Raw genomic sequence first — 17,962 nt, 5'->3', positions numbered from 1 at the left:
AGGGGCAGCGCCGACGCAGGGAAGGAATTTGAACTGAGCCCCAACAAGGAACAGGTCGAGATTAGGCTAGCTGGCAAGCCAGCGCCGCTGATAGCTCGCAACGCGATACAAACCAGCCGATGCAAAATCGTCTCCTGCCCTATCTCCTGACGCTGCCCAGCCTGTTCTTGGCGGCGGTGGTGATCTTCTGGCCGGTCTGGGACCTGATCCAGATCTCGACGCATGACGTCAACCGCTTCGGTCAGTTGCGCGAGTTCAGCGGTCTCGCCAATTTCGCGGCGCTCGCCGCCGATCCCGATTTCGTCGCAGCGCTTTGGCGCACCGCGCTGTGGACGGTGCTCGTGGTCGGCGGCGCGCTGCTTTTGTCGATCCCGGTGGCGATCATCCTCAACACGGACTTCTACGGCCGCGGCCTCGCCCGTGTCGTCATCATGCTGCCTTGGGCGGTGTCGCTGACCATGACGGCGGTGGTCTGGCGCTGGGCGCTCAACGGCGAGAGCGGCATGCTGAATTCGGCGCTGATGAAGCTCGGCCTGATCAGCCAGAACATCCAGTGGCTGGCGAGCGCCGAGACCGCCTTCCCGATGCAGGTGCTGATCGGCATATTGGTGACGGTGCCGTTCACCACCACGATCTTCCTCGGCGGCCTGTCCTCGATCCCCGACGATCTCTATGAGGCGGCGGCACTCGAGGGCGCGACGCATTTCCAGCAGTTCCGCGAGATCACCTTTCCGCTCCTGAAGCCGTTCATCAACATCGCGATCGTGCTCAACACCATCTATGTCTTCAACTCGTTCCCGATCATCTGGGTGATGACCCAAGGGGGGCCGGCGAACTCGACCGACATATTGGTGACCCATCTCTACAAGCTCGCCTTCCGCATCGGCAAACTGGGCGAGGCTTCAGCCGTGTCGCTGGTGATGTTCGCGATCCTGCTCGTCTTCACCATGATCTATGTGCGGCTGGCCATGCGGGAGCAGCGGGCATGAACAGCAAGATGAAACGAACCATCGTCGCCTGGGTTCTGCTGGCCCCATTGATCGCGGTGACGATCTTCCCCTTCGCCGTCATGTTCCTCACCGCCGTCAAGCCGCGCACGGAGGTGCTGACGCCCACTTGGTGGCCGAGCGAATTCCGCTGGTCGAATTTCGCCGACATGTGGGTGGCGACCGGTTTCGGCCAGGCGCTGCTCAATTCGCTCTATGTCTCGGCGCTGGCGACCATCGGCGCGATCCTGATCTCGGTGCCGGCGGCCTACGCCATGTCGCGCTTCCGCTTCGGCGGCTACGGTGCCTTCCGGCAGTTCCTTTTGATCTCGCAGATGATATCGCCGATCGTGCTGGTGCTTGGCCTGTTCCGGCTGATGGCGGCCTGGGGGCTGGTCGAGAGCACCACCGCGCTCGGCTTCATCTACATGGCCTTCAACGTCGCCTTCACCGTCTGGATGCTGCAGAGCTATTTCGACACCATCCCGCGCGACCTTGAGGAGGCGGCCTGGATGGAAGGCGCCGGACGTTGGCTGACGCTGCGCAAGGTCTTCCTGCCGCTTTGCCTGCCGGCAATCGCGGTGACGGCGATCTTCACCTTCATCAACGCCTGGAACGAGTTCGTCGTGGCGCTCACCATGCTGCGCAGCCAGGAAAGCTACACGCTGCCGATCCAGGTTTTCTCGCTGGTCGCCGGCCGCTATACGATCGAATGGCACCATGTCATGGCGGCCACGCTGCTGGCGACGCTGCCGGTGGCGATCCTCTTCATCTGGCTGCAGCGCTATCTGGTCAGAGGCCTTGCGCTCGGCGCGGTTAAGTAGCTTCCATTGCACGGAGCGTTCATGCGCATCTTCACCGCCTCGCTGGCGACGGAAACCAACACCTTCTCCCCGGTCCCGACCGACCGGGCTTCCTTCGAGATGGCCTTCTATGCCGGCCCCGGAAAACATCCGGAGACGCCGACGCTCTGCTCCTCGCCGATCGTGGCGCTGCGCAAGCGCGCCGCGAAGGAAGGGCTGACCATCATCGAAGGCACCGCCACCTGGGCGGAGCCCGGCGGCCTGGTGCAACGGCAGACCTATGAAGCGCTGCGCGACGAGATCCTCGATCAGCTCAAGGCCGCCTTGCCGGTCGATGCGGTGATCCTGGGATTGCATGGCGCCATGGTCGCGCAGGGCTATGACGATTGCGAAGGCGATCTCTTGGAGCGCGTGCGCGCCATCGTCGGCCCGAAAGTCGTGATCGCCTCGGAGTTCGATCCGCACAGCCATTTAACGCCGAAGCGCGTCGCGGCTTGCGACATCATGGCCTACTTCCTCGAATTCCCGCACACCGATTTCTACGAGCGCGGCGAGCACGTCGTCGAGCTCGGCCTTGCCGCGGCGCGCGGCGAGATCAAGCCGGTGATCTCGACCTTCGACTGCCGCATGATCCAGGTGCTGCCGACCAGCCGCGAGCCGATGCGCTCCTTCGTCGACAGGATCAAGGCACTGCATGGCAAGGACGGCGTGCTGTCGGTCTCGGTCATCCACGGCTTCATGGCCGCCGACGTGCCCGAAATGGGCACGCGCATCCTGGTCGTCACCGACAACGACAAGGCAAAGGGCGACAAGCTCGCCGAAACGCTCGGGCGCGAGCTCTATGACCTGCGCGAGAAGACCGCCATGACGATGCTGTCTGCATCGGCCGGCATCGAGCGGGCGCTAGCCGTGCGCGCCGAGCGCAAGGACAAGCCGGTCGTGATCGCCGACATCTGGGACAATCCGGGCGGCGGCGTGCCGGGCGACGGCACCATTGTGCTGCGCGAGCTGCTTAAGCGCGGCGTAGGCAAGGTCGGCGTGGCAACGATCTGGGATCCGGTCGCGGTCACCTTCTGCCACGCGGCCGGCGAGGGCGCGGTCATCGACCTGCGCTTCGGCGGCAAGGCCGGCCCTCAGGCCGGCGAGCCGATCGACGCCCGCGTCAGGGTGCTGAAGACAACCAACGAAGGATGGCAGAGCTTCGGGCCGAGCCGCGTGAAGCTGGGGCCGTCGGGGGTGGTGCGCATCGAAGACACCGAGGTCGATGTCATCTTGAACACCAACCGCACCCAGACCTTCGAGCCCGATATCTTTTCCAACATCGGCATCGATCCGCTGTCGAAGGACGTCCTGCTGATCAAATCGACGAACCATTTCTACGCCGGCTTCGCGCCGATCGCCGCCGAGATCATCTATGTCGCCGCGCCGAGTTCCTATCCAAGCAATCCGGCGGTGACGGACTACAAGAAGCTGACGCGGCCGATCTGGCCGCGGGTGGCGGATCCGTGGCGCGCTTCCCCTTCTCCCCTTGTGGGAGAAGGTGTCGCCGAAGGCGACGGATGAGGGGTGTTCCAGCGGAGTGAGGCGCTGGCGTTCCCTGGAACACCCCTCATCCGTCTCGGCGCTGCGCGCCGATCCACCTTCTCCCACAAGGGGAGAAGGAAAAAGGGCGCTACACCAGTCCCCGCTTCACCATCATCGCTTCAGGCGAAGGCATCTTCCCCCGGAAGGCCGTATAAAGCTCCTCCGGATCCTTCGACCCACCCGCGGCATAGATGTTCTTCAGAAGCCGCTCGGCGAGTTCCGGATTGAAGGCATCGCCCGTCTCCTCGAACGCCGAGAAGGCATCGGCGTCGAGCACTTCCGACCACATGTAGGAATAATAGCCGGCTGAATATCCGTCGCCGGCGAAGACATGGCCGAAATGCGGGGTGCGGTGGCGCATTGCGATCGTGTCGGGCATATGCAGCTTTTCGAGCGTTTCGGCCTCGAACCGAAGCGGCTCGGCGGGCGCGTCAGGTCGCGCATGATAGGCCATGTCGATCAGCGCCGAGGCGGTGAACTCGACCGTGGCGAAACCGGCGCCGAAGGTGCGGGCGGCGAGCATCTTGTCGAGCAGCGCCTTCGGCATCGGCTTGCCGGTCTTGACGTGCAGCGCATGCTTTTCCAGCACCGCCGGCACGGTCAGCCAGTGCTCATAGAGCTGCGAGGGCAATTCGACGAAATCGCGGCTGACCGAAGTGCCCGAAACCGACGGCCAGGTGACGTCGGTCAGCATGCCGTGCAGCGCGTGGCCGAACTCGTGGAACAGCGTCTTTGCCTCGTCGACCGACAGAAGCGCTGCCTCGCCGGCCGGCGGCTTGGCGAAATTCATGATGTTGTAGATCACCGGCTTGGCGCCGTCGCCGAGCTTGTAACCGGACCGAAGCGCGCTCATCCAGGCGCCGGAGCGCTTTGAGGGCCGCGCGAAATAATCGGCGAGGAACAGGCCGCGTTCGCTGCCGTCGGCATTCTTCACCACGAAAACACGCGCGTCGGGATGCCAGGCTGTAATGCCCTTCTTCTCTTCGAAGGTAATGCCGAACAGGCGCGTCGCCACATCGAAGCAGGCTTCGATGACACGTTCGAGCTGCAGGTAAGGCTTCAACTCAGCTTCGTCGAAAGCGAATTTCTCGGCGCGCAGCTTCTCCTGGTAGAAGCGCCAGTCCCACGCTGCGAACTTCTCGTTGCTGCCGGCATTCGCGGCCAGCCGCTCCAGTTCCTTCTGGTCGGCCGCGGCCTTCTCCAGCGCCTTTTCCCAGACCGGGTCGAGCAGCTCGTGCACGGCCTTCGGCGTTTTTGCCATCGTGTCGTCGAGCTTCAGCGCCGCGAAGGAGCCGTAGCCCAGCAGCTTCGCCTTCTCGGCGCGCAGCTTCAGCATGTCGCGCACGACATCGGTATTGTCGGAGGCGCCGCCATTCTGGCCACGCATGATGAACGCCTTGAACGCGATCTCGCGCAGGTCGCGGCGCTCGGAAAATGTCGAGAATGGCTCGTAGATCGAGCGCGACAGCGTCACCGCGTAACGGCCCTTCTGGCCGCGCATTTCGGCCGCTTCCGCCATCGCGCTCTTCAAAAAGTCCGGCAGGCCGGCAAGGTCGGCCTCGTCGAGGAACAGCGCCCAGTCACGCTCGTCGGCCAGCACGTTCTGGCCGAATTTGGTGCCGAGCGAGGAAAGTTCCTCATTGATGGCCGCGAGCCGCTTCTTGCCCTCGGCGTCGAGTTTCGCGCCCGACCGGACAAAGCCTTTCCAGGTCTTTTCCAGAACGCGCAGCGTCTCGGCATCGAGCTTGAGGCTGTCGCGCCGCTGATAGAGGTCGTCGATGCGGGCAAACAGTTTTTCGTTCATCGAGATCGCCGAGAAATGCCGCGACATCTTTGGCGAAACCTCGCGCTCCATCGCCTGGATCGTGTCGTTGGTATGAGCGCCGGCGCGGCACCAGAAGATCGACGAGACACGGTCGAGCGCCTCGCCGGCAAGCTCGAGCGCGGCAAGTGTGTTCTCGACGGTCGGCATCTCGCTGTTGCCGGCGATCGCGTCGATCTCGGCCTGATGCGCCGCCAGCGCCGCGTCGAAGACCGGCCCGAAATCATTGTCGCCGATGCGCGAGAAATCCGGCAGGCCGAGCGGCCCTTGCCAGACGGTCAGCGGATGGGCGGCGAGGTCGACGGTTTTTGACATGAGCAAATCCAACTGGGAAGTTCGGTGAATTGGGAGCGGCAGGCTGCCCCGGATGTAGGACGATGCTACGCAGCGCGCAACAAGGGTAGCCCTGGGATTCGCCATGGACATTCAAGGGGTAAGGCGGCTCGCCGTTTCCGCGAAACGGTGAAATGCGCTGGTTCATCGCAAACCGAACCTCGTCATCCACGGGCGGAGCGACGCGAAGCGGAGCGCGGACCCGAGGATCCATTCCGTGACTTTAGCCGAGGAACGCAGCGGAGCAGAATTCTGCACCGTGGCAACGCCTCGACGTAACGGAATGGATCCTCGGGTCTGCGCCGCGTCGCTTCGCTCCTTGCTCCGCCCGTGGATGACGAACAGACGGGCGTTACGGCCAATCGCCAAGGCATGCGCCTGCCAACGCAAACACTAATAGGCGCTGCAGTCCTGCGCCACCGCCGTCTGGGTGCTGGCGACGATGCGGCCGCCGGCGATGGCAAAAGTCTCGCGCATCAGCATGTCGTTGCTGGGGAAGTCGTAGCAGGCGAGCACCGTGGTCTCGCCGTTCTCGCTCTTTTCGATGCGATGACGGATCGCGGCGCCCGCCACCGCGCCCTGCCATTCGTCGATCGAGGCGATGAAATCCTGCTTGGTCTGCACGACGCCGATATCGTCCAGCTTCATGCGCACGTCGTCGGCAAGCAATTCGGAAAGCTCGGTCCTGTCGGCGGCCAGCAGCGCCGAATACCAGCGGTCGATGATGGCGCCGTCGTCGGCGCTGGCACGCGCGACCGTGGACATGAGCAGCGCCGCCGCGAGAAGGAACCTCCGCCAGGTCCGGTGCATCGCCCCTCCGTTACAGCTCGGGCCGCTCGAAATCGCCGGTTTCCTTGTTCATCACCCAAAGCTCCCCGGTCGAGATGTCGAACCAGGCGCCGTGCAGCGAGAGCCGTCCCTTGCCTTCCAGGATCGAGACGCAAGGGAAGGTCCTCAAATTGGCGATCGAATAGCGGATGGAAATGCGTTCCAGCGCCGTCTGGCGCTCGGTCGCCGTCATCATGGTACTGGAGGCCACCGTCTCGGCGGCCGGCGCGATCAGGCTCATCCATTTGCCGATGAAGTCGCCAGGCGACAGCGGCGAGGAATTGGTGTCGAGAGCGGCACGGATGCCGCCGCAGCGGCCGTGGCCCATCACCACGATGTTCTTGACCTTCAGGCTCTGCACGGCGAATTCCAGCGCGGCCGATGTCGAGTGATATTCGCCGTCCGGCTCATAGGGCGGCACCAGATTGGCGACATTGCGCAGCACGAAGAGCTCGCCGGGGCCGGCGTCGAAGATCGCCTCCGGGGCTGAGCGGGAATCGCAGCAGGCGACGATCATCGTTTCAGGCGCCTGGCCTTCGCGCGCCAGCGAGCGATAGCGGTCGCTTTCCGAGGGATAGCGGCCGGCCATGAAGTTGCGATAGCCGGCGAGGAGGTGCTCGGGGAGGTGAGGCATGGGCGGCGTCTGGGCCCTTTCCGGGTTGGATGCGCACGAATGTGGGTGTTCGAGCGGTGTCTGCCTGAAGTCTGGGAAAGCCTCTAGCGGCAAAAGTCGGTCGCGAGCAATGCCGAATTGCGGATGAGCCCGTCGCAATCGCGATGCGGCATTCATGGCTTCGTCACGCCCAGATCGCAACGGGAATGCCGAAACGATCGGTCAATGGCGGATCTGGAGAAGGTTTTGCCTCGCCGCTGGCGATGCGCTCGGCAATCAGCATCATGGCCGCGGCGTCGAGGAAGTCGTCGCTCGCCGCGCCGCGCGGCGGCGCCTGGTCGAGAAAATCCTTCTTGTAGCCGTGCCGGCAAAGCAGCGCCTTGCGCTCCTCCATGCCGGCCGGGTTGACCGCTCCCTTGATCTTCTTCGGCAAGGCCATCGCCGTGCCGCCATTCAGCCGGCAGAACGCCACTTCCGGATGCGATTCGAAGATGCGGCTGCACAACTCCGGTCGCGTGATCAACAGCTGATCGATCTCGCGGATCTTCGAAAAGATGCCGAAGGCCTGGATGGAAACGCCGCGCGGCGGATCCGACGTTGCCAATGCCGTCGCGCTTGCCAGCCGATGCGCCGCATACCAGGCCTCGATCGTGGTGAAGTCGCTGGTATCGGCATAGAGTGCCGCCCGCGAGGGGATGGCGAACACGCTGGATTGCCGCGCCCCGAGCAGAGGCCGCACCAACGCTTCCGGCCCGCGGCCGCCTCTGCTCGCAAAATCCGGCAGGCCGATCGGCATGTCGACGGCGATCGTTGCATCCGGCAGCGCGTCGAGCAGCGCCTGGAAGCTCGGGAAGACCGAGACCGACGGCGCGGCGTCCGCTTCGCGGTGGACGGCGATCCAGCCGGCCTTGCAGCCATCGACGCCTGCGAGCTTCACGCCCGCTTGTCCCTCCCGGGATGCAGGAGATGGCGCAGCTGCACCATGGCCATGGGGTGCGACAGGCTCTGCGCGTCGGTTTCGAGTTGCAGCTCGTCGCCGCCGCGCTTCGCGGTGCGAGCGAGGATCTCGTAGACGGCAGCGGTGGTCGACTGCAGCGCCTTGACCGGCGGCTGGCCGGAGAGAACGCGCGCCAGATAGACGGCCGCCGTCAGATCGCCCAGCCCGTTCGGCGGCTTCTCGATCACGCGGTGCTCGGCAAGCAGCGCCTGGCTGCCGTCGAGCAGGAAATTGCCGGTGCCGCCCATCATCATGGCGGGCGCCGAGGTCACCAGCATGGTCGAAGGGCCGGCATGAAGTGCCGCCGCCGTCACCGCCTTGATGTCGGGCAGCGGCGCGCCCGCCATCCATTCCAGCTCGTAGCGGTTGGGCGTCGCGATATCAGCGATCGGCATCAATTTGTCGCGCATGGCGACGGCCGTCGGCTCGGGCACGTAGAGCCCGCCCGAATCGCCCATCACCGGGTCGCAGATATAAAGCGCGTTCGGCGTCTTTTCCTTGACGGCGGCGACCAGTGAGGCGACCGCGTCGGCCTGGCCGGCCTCGCCGAGATAGCCCGACAGCACGGCCCTCACCTCGCCCAGCCAGGGCGCGCGCTCGAGATCGGCCATCAGCGCCTTGAACTGATCGAGCGGCGGAACGATGCGCGTGGCCCGGCTGTGGCCCGGATGCCAGGGCAGGATGACGGTCGGCACCGCCCAGACCGGGAAGCCCAGCGTCTCCAGCGCGAAGACGGCGGCGCGGTTGCCGACCGAGCCGCGGGCGACATGGCTGGAGATGACGATGACCGCGCGCGGCGCGTCGATTTTTTCTGCATTCATGGAAATCTGTTCCTAGCCGCCACGCGTGGCGGCATACACCAGCCAGGCCAATAGCCCAATGGCAATGATGAAGCCGAGCGTTCGGCCAATGCGGGTTCCCCAATATTCGATGGGATCGGTGCGGTCGGTATCGGCGGCGGTCACGCGGTCGCGCGCATCCTTCGCCGTGCGGACGATGAACGACGCGCCGCCCGGCGCCGTCTCGCGCGCCACGCGTTCGAGGATGCGGCGTGATTCGGTCTCGTCGTCCCGGCGCTGGGCCATGGCAATTGCCCTTTCCTGCCCGGACTTTAGAGCAACTCCAGGAAAAGTGCGAAGCGTTTAGGCTCGGCGACTTCGCCGTAGCCTTCCGGCCGGAATTGCGTCGAACAAGGAGATGGAAACCTGTTGGCTCGACCATTCACAGGGGCTCGCGCCAGAGCTGGAATCGGCGTCGTCAGCCGGACATTTCCTTGCGCGTGGATTGTGGTAATGCTTCGCGTGCAACTTCTGTCGAGGGACCAATCATGATTGCCGAGCGCCTCTCACTAGCCTCCCCCTTCCGCAGCCTTGCCGCCTTCCTGATGATGGTTTTCGTGCTGCCGCTGCTTGCCGGCTGCGGTTACAACACCATTCCGACGGCGGAAGAGAACGCGCATGCGGCCTGGAGCGAGGTGCTCAACCAATATCAGCGCCGTTCCGACCTGATCCCGAACCTGGTCGAGACGGTGAAGGGCTATGCCTCGCATGAAAAAGATACGCTCGACGCGGTCGTCCAGGCGCGCGCCAAGGCAACGCAGATCACGGTGACGCCGGAGACGCTGAAAGACCCCGAGGCGCTGAAGAAGTTCCAGGATGCGCAGGCCGGGCTGACCAGCGCGCTGTCGCGGCTGATCGCGGTGTCGGAAGCCTATCCCGACCTCAAGGCGAACCAGAATTTTCTCGCGTTGCAGGCGCAGCTCGAAGGCACCGAGAACCGCATCGCGGTGGCGCGGCGCGACTATATCCAGGCGGTCAGGGACTATAATCTGACGCTGAGGACCTTCCCCTCGGTGCTGTGGGCGACCTTCTGGTTCCGCGGCAACGAGCCGTTTGCGAACTTCACCGTCGAGGAAGACAAGATGCAGGTGCCGAAGGTCGATTTCGGCACGAGCACGAAGCAGGGCGGGTGAGCCGGCGTCTTAGCTTATCGAGCCAGCCTTGAGTTCCGTCACCCCCCTCTCTGTCCTACCGGACATCTCCCCCTCAAGGGGGGAGATTGGCAGTTTCGGCAACCTCGCCCTCCCTTCGATGCTGAAGATTAGCGAAGGCCGGCGTGACATCCAATCTCCCCCCTTGAGGGGGAGATGTCCGGCAGGACAGAGAGGGGGGCGACAGAACGCCTACCTCTCATTGCTTGTCCTTCTTGCCGCCCTCTTCCTCCTCCCCCTCGCCGCCCTCGCCGCCGACCTTCCCGCGCTTACCGGCCGTGTCGTCGACAATGCCGGCATCATCGATGCCGGCACGCGCGCGGCGCTGACGCAAAAGCTCGCGGACTTCGAAACCAAGGGCTCGGACCAGATCGTCGTCGCCACCGTTACCAGCCTTGGCGGCGAGGAGATCGAACCTTATGCCAACCGGCTGTTCCGCTTCTGGAAGCTCGGCCAGGCCAAGGAAAACAACGGCGTGCTGCTCTTGGTGGCGCCCAACGACCGCAAGATGCGCATCGAGGTCGGCTACGGCCTGGAAGGCACGCTGACCGACCTGCACACCAAGCTGATCATCGAGAACGACATGGTGCCGGCCTTCCGCGCCGGCGATTTCTCCGGCGGCATCACCAAGGCCGTCGACGACATGATCATGGTCCTGGAGGGCAATCCGGAGGAGCTGGAAGCGCGCGGCAAGCGCAACGAGCAGGCGCCGTTCAACTCCGACGACCTGTTCTTCGCCATCTTCATCGCCATCTGGGCGCTTATCTTCTTCAGCGGCATCGCGATGACGGTGCTGCCGCCGATCTTCGGCCAGAAGATCGGGCCCGGCCGCTATCGCTGGCTCGGCATGACCTTCAATCAGAACCGGCGCTCTTCCTCGGGCGGCTGGTCGTCCGGCGGCAGTGGCTGGTCCTCGGGAGGCGGCGGTGGCGGATTTTCAGGCGGCGGCGGCTCGTCGGGCGGCGGCGGCTCCTCGGGAAGCTGGTGAGGCATCATGGCAACGCGACCGATCAGCGCCGAGGACCATGACCGCATCGCCGAGGCGATCCGCACCGCCGAGTTGAAGACCGACGGCGAGATCTACTGCGTCGTCGCTCGGGCCAGCGACGGCTACTTCTTTCCGGCCGCGTTCACGACGACGATCGGCGTGTTCGTCGCCAGCCTCGCCGTCGCCTATGGGCTGGAAGCCTGGTGGCTGTCCATCCGGCTGCCGCATTTCGTGCTGGCGCAAGCGCTGGCGCTGGCCTCGGTGCTCGCCCTGCTCTGGTTCCTGCCTACCTTGCGCATTCATTTCGTGCCGAGAAGGCTGCGCTATCAGGCGGCGCACGCCAATGCGATGAAGCAGTTCCTGGCCCGCAACGTCCACCGCACGAGCGCGCGCACCGGCGTGCTCATCTTCGTCTCCGTTGCCGAGCGCTATGCCGAGGTCGTCGCCGACTCCGGCATCGACGCCAAGGTCGGCCAGCATGTCTGGGACGGCGTGGTGGGCGACCTGACCAAACATGCCGGCGACGACCGGCTGGCCGACGGTTTCGTGAAGGCTATCGGCACGGTGGGCGCGGTGCTCGCCGAGCATTTCCCGGTCACCGAAGACGACACCAACGAGCTCGACGATCATCTCGTCGAAATCTGACTGGTGGCACTGCACAAGGATTTTGACCGGTCGGCTTCGGTCAACTCTGTTTTGCGTTGGCAGGTGGCACGCGTTGGAGATTGGCCGAAACGCCCATCGCGATCGTCATTCCAGGGCGGAGCAGGAGCGAAGCTCCATCGCGAAGACCCTGGAATCCATGCCATTACCTTCGCCAAGGGGTGCAACGGAGTAAAATTCTGCACCGTGGCGGCGCTTCCAAGTCGCGGCATGGATTCTATGGTCTGCGCGCGTCGCTTCGCTCCTTGCTCCGCCATAGAATGACGACGTTGGGGCGACGTTTGCGCTGATTACACGGAAATGAGTGGAAAATCTTACGCCAAGACAAACCCGCAACCTTTCAAAATCCCTGTGTCGGGGAACTAGAGCATGATGCCGAAAAGTGTGAGGTGGTTTTCGGGCGACATCCGGCTCTAGGCGCCTCGTCGGCGCGCCCATCTTTCGCCTGTGCGAAAGCGAGGAGGTGTGTTGGCGGACTCTTTGCAATCCGGCGATGCGGGTTTATGGTTAACCAATCATGAACACGCTGACGATCGACATCCGGAAGGCAGAGCCGCGCGACGCGAGCGCCATCGCCGAGGTGCACCAGCAGGCCTGGCGCGGCGCCTATTCCGGCATCATCCCGCACCGCACGTTGACCTCGATGATCAACCGCCGCGGCGTCGACTGGTGGGCCAACGCGATTCGCCGCGCCGCCACCGTGCTGGTCGTCGAGATCGGCGGAACGGTCGCCGGCTATGCCACGATCGGCAAGAACCGTGCTCGCGAGCTCCGCCAGCAGGGCGAGATCTACGAGCTCTATCTGCGTCCGGAATATCAGGGCCTCGGGCTCGGCAGCCGGCTGTTCAAGGCGGCCAAGGCCCGGCTCGCCGACCACGGCCTGCGCGGCCTGGTGGTCTGGGCGCTGGAGGACAATCACAACGCCCTGGCCTTCTACGCCGGCAATGGCGGCCGCGATATCGCCGAAGGCGTCGAGGTCTTCGAGCAGAAGGCGCTCAAGAAAGTGGCTTTCGTCTGGAATGACTGACGTCGTCCAGGATATGTCGAGATTCAGGTCAGGCCGAGTCGAGAACGACGGCTTCCGAGAACCGGCCTACGCCGGCCGTAGCCTTTATAGAGCGGAGACACTTATGAGGGCTTCGGCCGGCGAAGGCCGGAGCGGAGCGTACTAAAGTACGTGAGCACCGGAAGCGCAGGAAGCCGTCGTTCGCAGGCCGGCATCACCTGAATCTCGACACATCCTAAGTTACACGCCATCACAAACTGTGCGCTTCCATCAGCGTTCAGTGCCATTCGGCGCATTGCACCATGACGTTTCGCCCGCTATCGGTCTTGCAATCGAGAGAGGGATTTTGCCATGCGTATCGAAGCCGTGCCCACCGGAAAGAACCCGCCTGAGGACGTCAACGTCATCATCGAGGTGCCGATCGGCGGCGAGCCGATCAAATACGAAATGGACAAGGAGGCCGGCACCCTGTTCGTCGACCGCTTCCTGCACACCTCGATGCGCTATCCCGGCAATTACGGCTTCGTGCCGCACACGCTGTCGGGCGACGGCGACCCGATCGACGTCCTGGTCTGCAACACCCGCGCGCTGGTGCCGGGCTGCGTCATCAACGTGCGGCCGATCGGCGTCTTGATCATGGAAGACAATGCCGGCCAAGACGAGAAGGTGATCGCCGTCCCCTCGCCCAAGCTGACGCTGCGTTACGAGAACGTCACCGAATACACGCATCTGCCCGAGATCACGCGCCAGCAGGTGCAGCACTTCTTCGAGCACTACAAGGATCTCGAGCCCGGCAAATGGGTCAAGATCGAGGGCTGGCACGATTCCAAATATGCCAAGAAGATGATCGTCGACGCGATCGCCCGGGCCAAGGCAGCCAAGTAAAGGCTACCGAACGGCCTTCTCGCCGCCGGCCGCCGTGATCACCCCGACGATGATCAGCCCCGTCAGCACCAGCCGCACGCCGGCGCTGACGCCGAACGTGTTGAGCATGGTGAGCAGGAGCACCAGGAACAGGCCGGCGCCCCAGACGCCCGGCACATTGGCCTTGCCGCCGGCGACCGAGGTGCCGCCGATGACCACGACCGCGATCGAGGCGAGCAGATATTCGTTGCCGATATCGACATTGGCGCCGCGGAAATAGCCGGCAAGCAGCGCCCCGTCGATGCCGCCGAGCGCGCCGCACAGCGTGTAGGTGAGGAAGCGGATGCGGCCGACATGGACGCCGGCCAGCCATGCGGCGCGGATGTTCTGGCCGATCGCCAGCACCGAGCGGCCGTAGATCATGCGCTGCAGCGCCAGCGCGGCGCCGATAGTGAAGACCACCGTCAGCATCGCCAGCACCGGAATGCCCAGCACCTGCCAGTTGGTGAAGTCGGCGAAGCCCGGCGGCGGCTTGATCTGCAGGCCGCGGCCATAGCTGATGTCGACCGACTGGATGATGAAGCTCGCCGACAACGTCGCGATGATCGGCGGGATGCGCAGCGCCCAGATCAGCAGATAGTTGATCGCGCCGATCGCGGCGCCGCAGGCAAGTGCGGCAAGCAGACCGACGACGATCATGGCATCGCTGCCGCCCATCACCTTCATGGCGACCGCGCTTGCCAGCCCGATATTGGCCGGCAGCGACAGGTCGACATTGCCGGGCCCCAGCGTAATGACGAACATCTGGCCGACGCCGACGATGACGGTGAAGACGGCGAGCGAAAGCGCTGCCGTGACCATGCCGCCGGCGCCATAGCCGCCGGTGAAGGCAATCGTCGCCAGCCAGACGACCAGAGCGCCGACGAACGACCAGATCCAGGGTTTTTCAAGCAGCGTCCGCACTGAGGTCATCGCTCACCGCTCCCTGCGGCTGATCAGCACCCGCGCCGCCAGCACGATGATCAGGATCGCGCCGTTGGCGGCCACCTGCCAGTCGGGCGGGATGTGCATGAAGGTCAAGAGCGGCGAGGCGGCCAAGGCCAGCGTCAGCGCGCCGAGGACGGCGCCGATCGGCGACACCCTGCCGCCGACGAACTCGCCGCCGCCGAGAATGACGCCGGCGATCGAAAGCAGCGTATAGCCATTGCCGATATTGGCGTCGGCCGACGTGGTGATGCCGATCAGCGCCATGCCGGAGAGCACGCCGAACAGGCCGGTCAGCGCGAACAGCACGATCTTGGTCTTGAGCAGCGACCAGCCGGCGCGCCGCAGTGCCGCGGCGTTCCCGCCTGAGCCGCGCAGGATGACGCCGTAGGACGTGCGCATCAGGCCGAAATGCACGACGGCGGCAATCAGCAGCGCGGCAAGGATCGGGAACGGGACGTAAGGCGGCTTGAAGGACATGATCGACAGCAGCCAGTCCGGCGCCTTGCCGCCGGGCTTGGGCAGGACCAGGATCGCAAGCCCCTGCCAGACGAAGCTCATGCCGAGCGTCACCACGATCGAAGGCAAATTGCGCAGGTGGATCAGCGCGCCGAGCAATGCATAAACGCCGATCGAGCCGATGAGCACGAGAATGCCGATGAGCGGCGCGTCCCTCAGCCAGGTTGCGGTGACGCAGCCGACGAATCCAACGAACGTTCCTATCGACAGATCGAGCTCGTTGCCGGCGATGACGAACATCTGCGCGATCGTCGCCAGCGCGATCGGGATCGCCAGGTTGAGCATCAGGTTGAAGCCGAAATAGCTGATGGCGCGCGGGTTGAGCCAGGCAATCGCAATCAGCACCAGTGCCAGCGACAAAGCCGGCAAAAGGCCGCGCAGCATGCGCGCCCGGGCGGCGCTGCCGCGCGGCGAAGCTTTCGGAACGGTGCCGGGAGCGATCGCTGTCATCTCAGGCCGCATCGCCGAACGAGGATTGGATGATCTTTTCCTCCGTCAGCTCGTCGCGCCGCAGATTGGCGACGATACGGCCGTTCTTGAAGACATAGACATGGTCGCAATTGTCGAGCTCTTCGGTCTCGGTCGTGTACCAGAGGAAGGTCCGGCCCTTGGCAGCCTCCTCGCGCACCAGGTCGTAGACTTCCAGCTTGGTGCCGATATCGACGCCACGCATCGGATCGTCCATCAGCACGATCTCGGCGTCGGAACCGAGCGCGCGGGCAAACAGCGCCTTCTGCTGGTTGCCCCCCGACAGCGAATAGATGTTGTTGTTCATGTCGGGCGTGCGGATGCCGATCTTCTTCTTCCAGGCCTCGGCAAGCTCGGCCTCGCGCTGCGGCGAGATCAGCACACCGCTGCGCAGCCGCGCCAGCGAGCGGATGCCGATGTTCTGCGCGATCGACCACTGCGAAAAGATGCCGTCCGACTGGCGGTCGCCGGCGACCAGCGCCACCGGCGCCGTAACCTCGATGCCGGCCCTGGCGCGCGAGGCGGCCGAGAAGATCGCCAGCAAAAGATCCGTCTGGCCGTGGCCGGCAAGTCCCGCGAGACCGATGATCTCGCCTGCGCGCGCGACAAGCTCCTTGCCGTCCTGCTGCCTGGCCGGGCGTGCCCGCACCCTGAGCGCTCCTGGCTCGGTCTTGCGGGCCTCGGCGGCGGCTTTGTGATGTCCCTCGGCGCCGCCCATGGCCGCGACCAGCCTGTCGCGGTCGAACGCGCTCGCGGCATCGGCCGCGACCACCTTGCCGTCGCGCATCACCACGATGCGGTCGGCGTTCTGCAGCACCTCGCCCAGCACATGCGAGATCAGGATACAGCTGCCGCCGGCCGCCACGAAGCGGCGCACGAACGAAAGCAGCTGGCCCGCCGTATGCGCGTCGAGCGAGGAGGTCGGCTCGTCGAGGATGACCAGATGCAGCGGCTCGCGGGTCAGCGTGAAGGCGCGCGCCACCTCGACCATCTGCCGCCTGCCGATCGAGAGGTCGCCGGCGATGTCATCCGCCGAGATGCCGTGGTCCGGAAATATCTCGTTCAGCTTGGCGCGGATGAGGTCGGCGGCCCGGCGCCGCCAGCCGAAACCGGTGAGCGCAGGGTGGTTGATGCGGGTATTCTCGGCGACGCTGAGATTGGGGCAGAGCGACAGCTCCTGGAAGACGCAGCGTATGCCGAGCTCGAGCGCGCGCGCCACCGAATAGCTTGCTTCCTGATTGCCGCGCACGGCGATCTGCCCGCCATCCGGCCGCAGCGTGCCGGCCACCATATGCATGAGCGTCGACTTGCCGGCGCCGTTATGCCCGACCAGCCCGACGCATTCGCCGGCGCCGACATGGAAGTCGACGCCGTTAAGCGCCCGGACGGCGCCGAAATGCTTTTCGGCGCCGTCCAGTTTGACGATGTCTGCAATAGCCTGGAGCATCCTCAACTTTTACCCGGTTGGCGATGCAGGCAGCAACGCCCCGCCGCTATTGCTTGATGTTGGCCTTGATGGCGGCGATGGCGTCTTCCTGCGTGTATTCGTGCGTGGCGACGCCGCCTTCCTTGATCTTCGGCAGCGCGGCCTCGAAATCGTCCTGGGTGAAAGCGAGATAGGGCACCAGGAGGTCGTGCGGAATGTCCTTGCGTCCGTCGAGCACCTGCTGCGCCACCCAGAAGGCCAGCGTCGACACGCCGGGCGCGATCGAGGCCGACCAGGTCTTGTAGCCGTCCTTCTCCTTCTGCTCCTTCCACCACTTCAGCTCGTCCTGCCGGTTGCCCATGATGATGGTCGGACGCGGCTTGCCGGCCGCGGCGAAGGCTTGGGCGGCACCATAGCCGTCGCCGCCCTGGTCGACGATGCCGACGACATCCGGCAGCGACGGCAGGATGGTCGCCACCGCCTTCTGCGCCGTCGTCTGGTCCCAGTCGCCCGTCACCGAACCGACGATCTTGAACTCCGGATGGGCGGCGACGCCTTCGAGGATGCCGGCATGGATGGCATCGTCGATCGAGGTGCCGGCGAGACCGCGGATTTCCAGCAGATTGCCGCCCTTGGGCTGGAATTTGGCCATCTGCTCGACTTCCTGCTTGCCCATGTCCTTGAAGTCGACGACGACGCGATAGGCGCAGGGCTCGGTCACGGTGCCGTCGAAGGAGACGACCACAATACCGGCGTCGCAGGCCTGTTTGATGGCGCCATTGAGCGCATCGGGCGAGGCCGCGTTGATGACGATGGCGTCATAGCCCTGCAGGATCAGGTTCTGCACCTGGGCGGCCTGGGTCGGCACTTCCTTGTCGGCGGTGGTGAAGACATCGGCCGCGGCGACAATCTTGTCGTCGACCGCCTTCTTGGTGACGATCGCATAGCTGTCGAGCATCGCCTGGCGCCAGGAATTGCCGGCATAATTGTTGGAGAAGGCGATCTTCTTGCCGCTGGTGTCGGCAAGCGCGGTGCCCGAGGCGAGCATCGCCGCGAATGCACTCAATACGAGCAGTTTCTTCATGTCG

General features: G+C 64.6%; 18 protein-coding genes. 8 read left to right on the top strand and 10 right to left on the bottom strand.

Features of this window, described 5'->3' with window-relative positions; translation table 11 throughout:
• Nucleotides 1-119 precede the first annotated feature (119 nt).
• Genes FJ425_RS26380 through FJ425_RS26370 form a run of 3 tightly spaced genes read left to right on the top strand, consistent with a single transcriptional unit; the run spans nucleotide 120 to nucleotide 3,352 of the window.
• A complete protein-coding gene (locus FJ425_RS26380; protein WP_140727050.1) occupies nucleotides 120-989 on the top strand; it encodes a sugar ABC transporter permease in 870 nt (289 codons plus the stop codon).
• Nucleotides 986-1,810, top strand: coding sequence for a carbohydrate ABC transporter permease (locus FJ425_RS26375; protein WP_140546426.1), 825 nt, complete (start codon nucleotides 986-988; stop codon nucleotides 1,808-1,810). The genes FJ425_RS26380 and FJ425_RS26375 overlap by 4 nt, the downstream gene beginning before the upstream one ends.
• Nucleotides 1,811-1,831: 21 nt before the next feature.
• Nucleotides 1,832-3,352, top strand: a complete 1,521-nt coding sequence (locus tag FJ425_RS26370; protein ID WP_140727047.1) for a M81 family metallopeptidase — start codon at nucleotides 1,832-1,834, stop codon at nucleotides 3,350-3,352.
• 109 nt (nucleotides 3,353-3,461) lie between these two features.
• Here FJ425_RS26370 and FJ425_RS26365 read toward each other — a convergent pair whose 3' ends face one another.
• From FJ425_RS26365 to FJ425_RS26340, 6 genes are all read right to left on the bottom strand, one after another.
• The gene (locus FJ425_RS26365) at nucleotides 3,462-5,516 is read right to left on the bottom strand and encodes a M3 family metallopeptidase (RefSeq protein WP_140727118.1); all 2,055 of its coding nucleotides are present in this window, start codon (nucleotides 5,514-5,516) and stop codon (nucleotides 3,462-3,464) included.
• Nucleotides 5,517-5,921: 405 nt separating this feature from the next.
• The gene (locus FJ425_RS26360; RefSeq protein ID WP_246673523.1) at nucleotides 5,922-6,293 is read right to left on the bottom strand and encodes a nuclear transport factor 2 family protein; all 372 of its coding nucleotides are present in this window, start codon (nucleotides 6,291-6,293) and stop codon (nucleotides 5,922-5,924) included.
• A 55-nt stretch (nucleotides 6,294-6,348) separates the two neighbouring features.
• On the bottom strand, nucleotides 6,349-6,990 hold the full coding sequence (locus tag FJ425_RS26355) for a carbonic anhydrase (RefSeq protein WP_140547167.1): 642 nt from the start codon (nucleotides 6,988-6,990) through the stop codon (nucleotides 6,349-6,351).
• A gap of 163 nt (nucleotides 6,991-7,153) precedes the next feature.
• Complete coding sequence (locus tag FJ425_RS26350; protein WP_140634752.1) at nucleotides 7,154-7,906, bottom strand: DUF429 domain-containing protein; 753 nt, start codon at nucleotides 7,904-7,906, stop codon at nucleotides 7,154-7,156.
• Nucleotides 7,903-8,787 carry a pyridoxal kinase PdxY gene (gene pdxY / locus FJ425_RS26345; protein ID WP_140634753.1) on the bottom strand — a complete coding sequence of 295 codons (885 nt, stop codon included), beginning with the start codon at nucleotides 8,785-8,787 and terminating at the stop codon, nucleotides 7,903-7,905. The genes FJ425_RS26350 and pdxY overlap by 4 nt, the downstream gene beginning before the upstream one ends.
• A 12-nt stretch (nucleotides 8,788-8,799) precedes the next feature.
• Nucleotides 8,800-9,051 carry a hypothetical protein gene (locus FJ425_RS26340; RefSeq protein ID WP_140634754.1) on the bottom strand — a complete coding sequence of 84 codons (252 nt, stop codon included), beginning with the start codon at nucleotides 9,049-9,051 and terminating at the stop codon, nucleotides 8,800-8,802.
• Nucleotides 9,052-9,293: 242 nt separating this feature from the next.
• Between FJ425_RS26340 and FJ425_RS26335 the strand changes: the two genes are divergently transcribed.
• From FJ425_RS26335 to ppa, 5 genes are all read left to right on the top strand, one after another.
• On the top strand, nucleotides 9,294-9,938 hold the full coding sequence (locus tag FJ425_RS26335; RefSeq protein WP_140634755.1) for a LemA family protein: 645 nt from the start codon (nucleotides 9,294-9,296) through the stop codon (nucleotides 9,936-9,938).
• A gap of 163 nt (nucleotides 9,939-10,101) precedes the next feature.
• The gene (locus FJ425_RS26325) at nucleotides 10,102-10,944 is read left to right on the top strand and encodes a YgcG family protein (protein ID WP_140727044.1); all 843 of its coding nucleotides are present in this window, start codon (nucleotides 10,102-10,104) and stop codon (nucleotides 10,942-10,944) included.
• 6 nt (nucleotides 10,945-10,950) lie between these two features.
• The gene (locus FJ425_RS26320) at nucleotides 10,951-11,589 is read left to right on the top strand and encodes a TPM domain-containing protein (RefSeq protein ID WP_140727041.1); all 639 of its coding nucleotides are present in this window, start codon (nucleotides 10,951-10,953) and stop codon (nucleotides 11,587-11,589) included.
• Nucleotides 11,590-12,124: 535 nt separating this feature from the next.
• Entirely contained in the window at nucleotides 12,125-12,634 is a 510-nt protein-coding gene (locus FJ425_RS26315) for a GNAT family N-acetyltransferase (RefSeq protein ID WP_140727038.1), read from the top strand.
• Between the two features lie 330 nt (nucleotides 12,635-12,964).
• Nucleotides 12,965-13,498, top strand: coding sequence for an inorganic diphosphatase (gene ppa / locus FJ425_RS26310; protein ID WP_140544744.1), 534 nt, complete (start codon nucleotides 12,965-12,967; stop codon nucleotides 13,496-13,498).
• Between the two features lie 3 nt (nucleotides 13,499-13,501).
• Here ppa and FJ425_RS26305 read toward each other — a convergent pair whose 3' ends face one another.
• Genes FJ425_RS26305 through FJ425_RS26290 form a run of 4 tightly spaced genes read right to left on the bottom strand, consistent with a single transcriptional unit; the run spans nucleotide 13,502 to nucleotide 17,958 of the window.
• The gene (locus FJ425_RS26305) at nucleotides 13,502-14,449 is read right to left on the bottom strand and encodes an ABC transporter permease (RefSeq protein ID WP_140544746.1); all 948 of its coding nucleotides are present in this window, start codon (nucleotides 14,447-14,449) and stop codon (nucleotides 13,502-13,504) included.
• A 3-nt stretch (nucleotides 14,450-14,452) separates the two neighbouring features.
• Nucleotides 14,453-15,430: an ABC transporter permease gene (locus tag FJ425_RS26300; protein ID WP_181176056.1), complete on the bottom strand. Its 978-nt coding sequence runs from the start codon at nucleotides 15,428-15,430 to the stop codon at nucleotides 14,453-14,455.
• A gap of 1 nt (nucleotide 15,431) precedes the next feature.
• Entirely contained in the window at nucleotides 15,432-16,895 is a 1,464-nt protein-coding gene (locus tag FJ425_RS26295; protein ID WP_140727032.1) for a sugar ABC transporter ATP-binding protein, read from the bottom strand.
• Nucleotides 16,896-16,941: 46 nt separating this feature from the next.
• Nucleotides 16,942-17,958, bottom strand: coding sequence for an ABC transporter substrate-binding protein (locus tag FJ425_RS26290; protein ID WP_140698196.1), 1,017 nt, complete (start codon nucleotides 17,956-17,958; stop codon nucleotides 16,942-16,944).
• Nucleotides 17,959-17,962 lie beyond the last annotated feature (4 nt).

It is taken from the genome of Mesorhizobium sp. B2-7-2 (assembly GCF_006440775.1).
Taxonomy (GTDB): domain Bacteria; phylum Pseudomonadota; class Alphaproteobacteria; order Rhizobiales; family Rhizobiaceae; genus Mesorhizobium.
This window is presented reverse-complemented; position numbering and strand designations above follow the sequence as displayed.